The sequence below is a fragment of the Flavobacterium sp. genome, from assembly GCF_044368625.1.
Lineage (GTDB): Bacteria > Bacteroidota > Bacteroidia > Flavobacteriales > Flavobacteriaceae > Flavobacterium.
The window spans coordinates 1-8,651 of the sequence record NZ_JBIPPD010000139.1; the positions used below are offsets into that span (position 1 = coordinate 1).

The following is an 8,651-nucleotide window of genomic DNA, read 5'->3' on the forward strand; positions in this document are numbered from 1 at the left end:
TCCGCTTTAAAATGCGCAATACAATTGGCTTCACTACTAAATTCGACTCCAAAACTAAAAATATTCATACCCAATAATTTATCTATCAAACAAATATACAAAAATATGAGCAATTACGGATATACATCCAAATATTTCATTTATTGAACTTTATAAATAAATTATTGATAAAAAAAATACAAATATCTTGTCGGACAAATTTAGGCGAACCGCTTTTATATTGATAATAGAAAGTAATAACTGTGGGTAATCGCGTACAACTGTTTATAGAAAGAATCGACTTTCAAACAGCTGTATGTAAAGATTTAGAACTATAAAATTACTGTAGGCTTGCTCAATATTGCTTTTAAATACTGAATTACTTTAAAATAAGATATATTCTCCTTGACTTGTTTGGGGTTATGGTAAATAATCAACTGCGTATTGCAATTGTTTTTATAAATTATACGATAAAGTTTCGCACACTAACTTTTATTTTGTTTATCGAATTCCATTTATAAATGTATCTATCCGATTAACTCCGTTATAGGTCAAATGTTTTATAAAAGCACTTCCTATAATGCCACCTTTTGCAAATGTACTTACTGTTTTAAAAGTCTGCTTATCGTGGATCCCAAAGCCTATTAATTGTGGATTGGTTAACTGCATATCCTGAATTCTTTTAAAATACGCTTCTTGTTCGGTTCCAAAACCCGTACTACTTCCGGTAACACTGGCGGAACTTACTGTATAAATAAAACCTTTTGACGCAGCATCAATTTGTCTAATTCGAGATTCGGAAGTTTGTGGCGTTATGAGTAAAACATTGATTAAACCGTATTTTTCAAAAAGTTCTTGATAGTCGCTTTGATAAATTTCAAGCGGAAGATCAGGAATAATCAGTCCGTCGATTCCAACTGCAGCACAAGTTTCGCAAAATTGCTCCACACCGTATTGAATTATCGGATTAAAATATCCCATGATCAATAACGGGATATTGACCGTTTTACGAACATCTTTCAATTGGTCAAAAAGTACTTTTGTCGACATTCCGTTTTTTAATGCTGCAGTCGCGCTGTTTTGAATAGTTGGTCCGTCAGCCAATGGGTCGCTAAAGGGCAAACCAATTTCGATGAGATCTACACCGCTTTTTTCCAATTGTGCAATGATTCCAACCGTGTCGTTCAAACTCGGATATCCTGCTGAAAAATAAATAGATAAAATTTGTTCTTTTTCTGCTAATTTTTGATTGATTCTATTCATTGTGTGCTCTGATTTTAATATTTTTTGTTCTCCTAATATATAGGTAGCATTCAATATGTTTTATAATTTAAAATAGTCGATGTACGTCTGTAAATCTTTATCTCCACGTCCCGATAAGTTAATCACAACTACGTCGTCCGGTTCCAAATTCATCACATCCAATGCGGCAAAGGCATGAGCGGTTTCGATTGCAGGAATTATTCCTTCCATTTTTGATAATTCTAAACCGGCATTCATCGCATCTTCATCGGTAATTGAAATAAATTGAGCCCTTTTGGTTGCAAATAAATGGGCATGCATCGGACCAACTCCCGGATAATCTAAACCTGCCGAAATAGAATACGGCTCGGTAATTTGTCCATCGTCGGTTTGCATCAATAAGGTTTTACTTCCGTGAATGATTCCTATTTTGCCTAAAGCAGAAGTCGCAGCACTTTCGCCCGAATACACGCCTAAACCAGCTGCTTCAACAGCAATGATTTTAACATTTTCTTCGTCCAGAAAATGATAATAAGCACCGGCTGCATTGCTTCCGCCTCCCACACAAGCAATTACATAATCTGGGTTTTCTTTTCCTTCTTTTTCCAACAACTGACTTTTAATTTCGGCAGAAATAACACTCTGAAATCGAGCCACCATGTCGGGATAAGGATGCGGCCCCACCACCGAACCTATAATATAATAGGTATCTTGAGGATTATTGATCCAGTCTCTAATGGCTTCATTAGTGGCGTCTTTCAAGGTTTTTGACCCCGAACAAGCTGGCACCACTTCGGCACCAAGCATTTTCATGCGGGCAACATTTGGCGCTTGCCGCTTTATGTCAACTTCCCCCATGTATACAATACATTGCATACCCATCAAAGCACAAACCGTTGCCGTTGCTACACCGTGCTGACCCGCGCCTGTTTCGGCAATGATTCGGGTTTTACCCAAACGCTTTGCTAATAAAATTTGTCCAATTGTATTGTTTATTTTATGAGCTCCCGTGTGGCACAAGTCCTCTCTTTTTAAGTAAATTTTGGCATTGTATTTTTTCGAAAGATTTTTGGCAAAATACAAAGGGGTTGGACGACCTACATACTCCTTCAACAACTGATCGAATTCCGCTTGAAACTCTGGTTCAGCTGTAATTTTCAGATACGATTGCCGCAATTGCTCTACATTTGGATACAGCATTTCGGGAATATAGGCTCCACCAAATGCTCCATAATATCCTTTTTCATCAACATGATAGGACGTTCTCATTGCTATTTTTTTTTAAATTATTTTTTTTGCAAATAAAACCTCAACTGAAATTTCAGTTAAAGTATTCCAGCAGTTGTTTACATTGTTCTTTATTTTTTATTCCTGCCCTAAATTCAAGCTTGCTGTTGCAATCTATGGCATCCAAAGGCAAACGGCTTTCCATCAATTTCTGAACGGCTGAAACATCTTCCACCCCTATGCCACCGCTCAGAAAAAATGGTTTTTGGGAACTATATCTTTCTAAAATTTTCCAGTCAAATTGCGTTCCGTTTCCTCCTGGAAACTTTCCTTTGGTATCCAATAAATAATAATCGCAACAGTCTTCAAATGGTTTCAAAATTTCGAAATCAAAATCAGTTCCCACGGCAAACACCTTAATGATTGAAACAGAAGTAGGCAATTGCTCTTTGAGTTCTTGGCAAAAAAACACCGACTCATTTCCGTGCAATTGTACCGCTTGAAGATCGTATTTGTCTACCATTTCTAAAATTGTTTCCATAGTCTCAGCCACAAAAACGCCTACCTTCTGAATTGATTTGGGTAGCTTGGGCATGTTTCCTTCAAAATAACGAGGCGAATTTCTGGCAAAAATAAATCCCAAATACGCAGGTTTCAGCGAAGCAATTTCGAGAATATTGTCCGCTTCTTTCATACCGCAGATTTTGACAGCAATTGTTTTTGACAATACCTTTTCTGTTTTCAATTTCATCAGTATTTATTTAATTTTTGAATAAAATCTTCCGCAGCTTTTCCAGCATTATCTGTTTTCATAAAATTTTCTCCAATCAAAAATCCTTTAAAACCATAACTTTCCAAATCCATAATATCTTCGACTGATGTAATGCCGCTTTCCGAGATTTTAACAAATTCGGACGGGATTAGAGCTGAAAGTCTTTTGCTGTTGTCCAAACTCACTTCAAATGTGGCCAAATTTCGATTGTTTACCCCAATCATATCCAGCGATGGCATCACTGATTTTTCTAATTCTTGCTCATTGTGAATTTCAAGCAATACTTCCAATCCGAGATTTTTCGCACATTTTGAAAATCGTTCGATTTCAGTTCGGGTCAAAACTGATGCGATGAGCAATATTAAATCGGCACCGTTGGCTTTGGCTTCCAAAATCTGGTATTCGTCGATGATGAACTCCTTTCGCAAAAGCGGAATATCTGTTGATGCACGAGCTAAGACCAAATCTTCGAGCGTACCTCCAAAATACTTCATATCCGTTAGCACCGAAATTCCCACCGCACCAGCATTGTCATATCCTTTTATTACTTCTTCTACCGAAAATCCATTATTAATAATGGATTTGGATGGCGAACGGCGTTTGTGTTCGGCAATAATTCCGCGTGTTCCTTTCCTCAAATTGGTACTTAATGAAGTTACTGTTCTCTCAAAAAAGACAGAAGCTTCCAATTGGGAAACAGGAATCACTGCTTTTTTGAGTGCGACTTCTTTTCTTTTTTCTGTTATTATTTTATCTAAAATGGTCATCATTCTTATTCTTTTACTTCTCAATTATAGTCATAGTGTTCATTGTACCCGTTTACCGCGTGAAGGATTACTTCACATTATTTATAATTTTATTTGGAGTTCAGTGAACTTCGTTTGAAGCGGAGCTCTTTTTTTTTCCGATTTTTCTTCGGGAGCACGCCCAAACGCAGCTTACATCTGATGTAAAAAAATGGTATCACTTGCTTAAATATTGTAATTTTGTGAGTGCTTTTTGGGCTTTTCCCGAAAGCAGACTTTCTTTTGCTTGTGCAAAACCTTCGGTTGGACTGCAATTGGTTATTGTTGCAATTGCCATTGCAGCATTGGCACACACTACATTATTTTGGGCCTCTGTTCCATTTCCTGCTATAATTTGGGTAAATAAATGGGTCGATTGTTCTACCGTTTCTCCTCCCTCAATGTCTTTGGCGGAAAGTAGCGAAAGCCCAAAATCAGTAGGATTGATAAAGCCTTCCTGGTTGTTCTTGATCATTTTGGTTGGGCCCGTTAATGCAATTTCGTCGTAGCCGTCTAGCGAATGCAGAATACTGAAATTGATGTTGGTGTTTTGGTACAAGTAGGCATACATTCGGGCGAGTTCTAAATTAAAAACACCCACCAATTGATTTTGCGGAAACGACGGATTTACCATTGGCCCTAACATGTTGAAAAATGTTTTTACGGCCAAATCCTTCCTGATTTTACCTACATTTTTCATGGCGGGATGAAAAAGTGGCGCATGCAAAATCGCAATACCTGCTTGATCGACACAACGGTTCAAGTGGTCGTTGTTGGTGGTGAATTTTATCCCCAAATTTTCCATCACGTTACTCGAACCTGAAATCGACGAAACGCCGTAATTACCATGTTTGGCAACTTTAAAACCCGCACCAGCCACAACAAAGGCAGAAAGCGTAGATATATTGAATGTGTTTTTTCCGTCGCCACCCGTTCCACACAAATCGATGGTATTGTGCGACGAAAAATCGACCCGAATGCACCGTTCCAGCAATGCTGCTCTAAAACCTTGCAGTTCCTCGATAGTGATACTTCGCATCATGTAAACCGTCAAAAATGAGGCAATTTGACTTTCATTGTAATTGCCATACGAAATGTTGATGAGTACTTCTCGGGCCTCTTCTTGAGTGAGTATCTCGTGATTGATGAGTCGGTTAAGGATTGTTTTCATTATATTTTTTTTGTCTTTGGGTTATTCCAAATTTTTAAAACCTTCTTACATTATAATCATTTAGCTGTTCAGCCAGTTGGAAAGAATTTGTTTTCCATTTGGCGTAAGCACGCTTTCTGGGTGAAATTGAACCGCTCGAACATCCAAATGTTTGTGCCTAAGTGCCATAATTTGACCTTGTTCGTCCACGGCAGTTATTTCCAAAACATCAGGAAGTGGCGTTTCCACTACCCATGAGTGATAACGACCTACTTCAAATTCCGTAGGAAGATTTTGAAACAAAACCTCGTCCGTAACGGTGACCTTTATTTTCGTAGCCACTCCGTGAAAAACGGTGTCTAAATTTACTAGTCTTCCGCCAAACACTTCTCCAATAGCTTGCTGACCTAGACATACGCCAAAAATACTTTTGGCTGATGCATATGTTCGAATTACGTCTTTTAACAACCCTGCTTCGTCGGGGATTCCAGGGCCGGGTGATAGGATTATTTTTTCAAAAGTTGCTAAATCTTCTAACTCAAATTCGTCGTTGCGAAAAACCGTTACCTCGGCATCCATACTTTCTAAGTAATGAACCAAGTTGTAGGTAAAACTGTCGTAATTATCGATTACTACTATCTTTTTCATTTGTGTTACATTTGTACAATTAAATAGTTTCTGCCGCGTCAAGTGCTTTATTCAACGCTTGTAATTTATGATACACCTCTTGCATTTCGGCTTCTGCGTCCGAATTTGCAACAATACCAGCACCTGCTTGCGAATGAAGTTCGTGATTTTTACTCAAAAAAGTGCGAATCATAATGGCATGGTTAAAGTTACCTTCAAAATCCATAAAACCAATGGCGCCTCCGTAAAAATTTCGATTGGTTTTTTCGTACTTTTCAATAAGCTGCATCGCTTTAAATTTTGGAGCACCACTCAAAGTTCCCGCCGGAAAAGTGTCGGCAACTACTTGCATTGTCGAGGCTTTGTCGTGTAAACGCGCCGTCACTTTAGAAACCAAATGAATCACGTGCGAAAAAAATTGAATTTCTCTGTATTTTTCTATCTGAACTTCGTTCCCATTTCGGCTTAAATCGTTTCGAGCAAGATCGACCAACATGATGTGCTCACTGTTTTCTTTTTGATCTTCGGCTAATTTTTTGGCAAGAACTGCATCTTTTTCGTCGTCGCCCGTTCGTTTAAAGGTTCCGGCAATCGGATGTATTTCTGCTTTTCTGTTGTGTACAATAAGTTGGGCTTCGGGCGAAGAACCAAAAATCTTGAAATCACCGTAATCAAAAAAGAACAAATACGGAGATGGATTGATGCTTCGCAAGGCCCGGTACACGTTGAATTCGTCTCCTTTGAATTTCTGTGAAAATCGTCGCGACAAAACCAACTGAAATACGTCACCACGTTGACAGTGTTTTTTGGCCAAAGCCACATTATTTTTAAAATCTGCATCACTCAAATTGGAAAAACCTTCGCCCTCTTTTTTAAAAGTATAGGTAGCAATATTTCGGGACCGCAGGAGTTGGTCGATTTCTGCGGTATTGTTTTTTCCTTCTAAGCTGTGGCAAAAAATATAGGCCTCATTTTTAAAATGATTGATGGCAATAATATTTTGATACACGTGGTATTGTACTTCGGGAATGGAAGTTAGATTGTCCTTTTTGGACAAATGAATGTTCTCAAAATACCGAACTGCGTCATAAGAAATATAACCAAACAAGCCATTCGAAATGAATTTAAAATCCGTGACGTCACTTTTAAATTGAGCTGAAAATTGCTGAATTATTTGGACGACATTCGTGTTTTTTTCGATAACGCTTTTTTCGCCCGTTCCATCAGGATAGGTTGTTGTACATTGATTGTTATCAATTTTTATTGAAGCGATTGGGTTGCAACATATATAGGAAAAACTATTATCGTTGGCATGATAATCGCTACTCTCGAGCAAAATACTGTTGGGAAATTTATCCCGAATTTTTAAGTAAACACTAACCGGAGTAATGGTATCTGCGAGTATTTGCTTGTAATGTGTGGTGAGATTATATTTTTTCACGGGAAATAATTTTCAATTTTTACTAAATAATGCGAACAAAAAAAGGCTTGTCGTCTGACAAGCCTTTCTGTATATTGGATTTCAATTGATACTATAGGTGCTTAGTTCACGACGACTGACGTAAATTGTTCCACCACCAAGTATTGTTTAAAAGAGTGTACATTATTTTTTTTTTGTTGCAAATATAGGTATGTAAATTTACTTGTAACGCATTTTTAGAAAAAATTATAATTTGTTTGAAAGTGGCAAGATAGAACGATGGTAAGAAATACAACAACAAGACATAACTAGACATAACTAGACGTAAATCTTAAAATAAATCGGCATTTGATTGTTACAAAAATCGCAATCAAAAGCACAAAAGAAACTTAGAGCACTTTTTAAATACCGGCTTTTGGTGTAAATTGCGGCTCAATTTAAAGAAAAAATATGACTGCGAATAACGTGTTGCATTACATCAAACAAGTTCTACAAAATAAACCTGAAGATTGGTTAAACCTGACCACGCACCGGTTAGATATTTACAACGAACAGCAAGCCAAGTCGCAGTTTGTGGATGAGTTGGAACGCTTGTATCAAAACGGTATTTTTGAAAAAAAGACACTTGAACAGTTGCCTACCGCTTACGATTACATCAGGTTGGGACATCCTTTGTCGTGTGTTCTCGAATGGGGAATTGCAAAAATCAACGCGCTAGATGCCGAAAATGTAATTGCTTTTTCGTCTCAAACAGTTCCCGTACTGGCTATTTTGAGAAAAAACAAATTGGAACATAAAAATACCCAAATTTTATATACCGGTGAATTACCGCATACTTTTGACTCGGAAATTATCCGGAATATTTATGGTTATGATTTTGAATTGCTGCAAATAACAAACGAAAAAGAGATTTCAAAATTTGACGGAAGTACTGTTTTTATTTCAAATGAAACGGTATTTGGCACTATCGATTTGATTGTTGAAGTGGATTTTTACATTCGTTTGTACGATTCTTTGGGAAGTGTATTGCTTATAAATGGTGCAGAAAACAAAAACTACATCAGCGATATTCAGCACGTGCGAAGAAGAGAAACCATTGCTATGACACCCGATAATTGTTTGACAGCCTTAACATTTTTGACGGAACAACGTTCGTTTGAAATTTCAAATAACAATCAAGTTACCGATAAAAAGGCCGTAGCAGTTGCCCTAAAAAAAATTACCGGAACCGAAAGCGAGCCTTTGGTTGCTTCCAGCGGATTGTCGATTCAGTATGCGATTTTGATGGGACTGATACACGATGCTGCAACCAAACACCAAGGGAAAAAAATCAAAATTGTGGTACCTCCCAATTGTTATGGCGGTACCAACGACCAAGCGCGACGTGTAGCAGCAAGTGTTGCTGATGTTGAAATCGTTGACTTACTCGTAGACGGCGATAACGATATG

At 37.7% G+C, this 8,651-nt stretch carries 7 protein-coding genes and 1 pseudogene; 1 reads left to right on the forward strand and 7 read right to left on the reverse strand.

Annotated features, from left to right (window positions below; genetic code table 11):
• Positions 1-480 precede the first annotated feature (480 nt).
• The 7 genes from trpA to ACIQ2X_RS10845 all read right to left on the reverse strand — a co-directional run bounded on the left by trpA (position 481) and on the right by ACIQ2X_RS10845 (position 7,223).
• Complete coding sequence (gene trpA / locus ACIQ2X_RS10815) at positions 481-1,242, reverse strand: tryptophan synthase subunit alpha (RefSeq protein WP_396178942.1); 762 nt, start codon at positions 1,240-1,242, stop codon at positions 481-483.
• A gap of 60 nt (positions 1,243-1,302) precedes the next feature.
• Entirely contained in the window at positions 1,303-2,490 is a 1,188-nt protein-coding gene (trpB, locus tag ACIQ2X_RS10820) for a tryptophan synthase subunit beta (protein WP_396178943.1), read from the reverse strand.
• Between the two features lie 52 nt (positions 2,491-2,542).
• Positions 2,543-3,199, reverse strand: coding sequence for a phosphoribosylanthranilate isomerase (locus tag ACIQ2X_RS10825; RefSeq protein WP_396178944.1), 657 nt, complete (start codon positions 3,197-3,199; stop codon positions 2,543-2,545).
• Positions 3,199-3,987 carry an indole-3-glycerol phosphate synthase TrpC gene (gene trpC, locus ACIQ2X_RS10830; protein ID WP_396178948.1) on the reverse strand — a complete coding sequence of 263 codons (789 nt, stop codon included), beginning with the start codon at positions 3,985-3,987 and terminating at the stop codon, positions 3,199-3,201. The genes ACIQ2X_RS10825 and trpC overlap by 1 nt, the downstream gene beginning before the upstream one ends.
• Positions 3,988-4,183: 196 nt before the next feature.
• On the reverse strand, positions 4,184-5,176 hold the full coding sequence (gene trpD / locus ACIQ2X_RS10835; RefSeq protein ID WP_396178945.1) for an anthranilate phosphoribosyltransferase: 993 nt from the start codon (positions 5,174-5,176) through the stop codon (positions 4,184-4,186).
• A 60-nt stretch (positions 5,177-5,236) separates the two neighbouring features.
• Positions 5,237-5,803 carry an anthranilate synthase component II gene (locus ACIQ2X_RS10840; protein ID WP_396178946.1) on the reverse strand — a complete coding sequence of 189 codons (567 nt, stop codon included), beginning with the start codon at positions 5,801-5,803 and terminating at the stop codon, positions 5,237-5,239.
• 19 nt (positions 5,804-5,822) lie between these two features.
• Positions 5,823-7,223 carry an anthranilate synthase component I family protein gene (locus ACIQ2X_RS10845; RefSeq protein WP_396178947.1) on the reverse strand — a complete coding sequence of 467 codons (1,401 nt, stop codon included), beginning with the start codon at positions 7,221-7,223 and terminating at the stop codon, positions 5,823-5,825.
• A 429-nt stretch (positions 7,224-7,652) separates the two neighbouring features.
• On the opposite strand from ACIQ2X_RS10845, the pseudogene ACIQ2X_RS10850 reads away from it, so the two are divergent.
• Positions 7,653-8,651 (forward strand): annotated as a pseudogene (locus tag ACIQ2X_RS10850) (cystathionine beta-synthase); the annotation flags it as partial.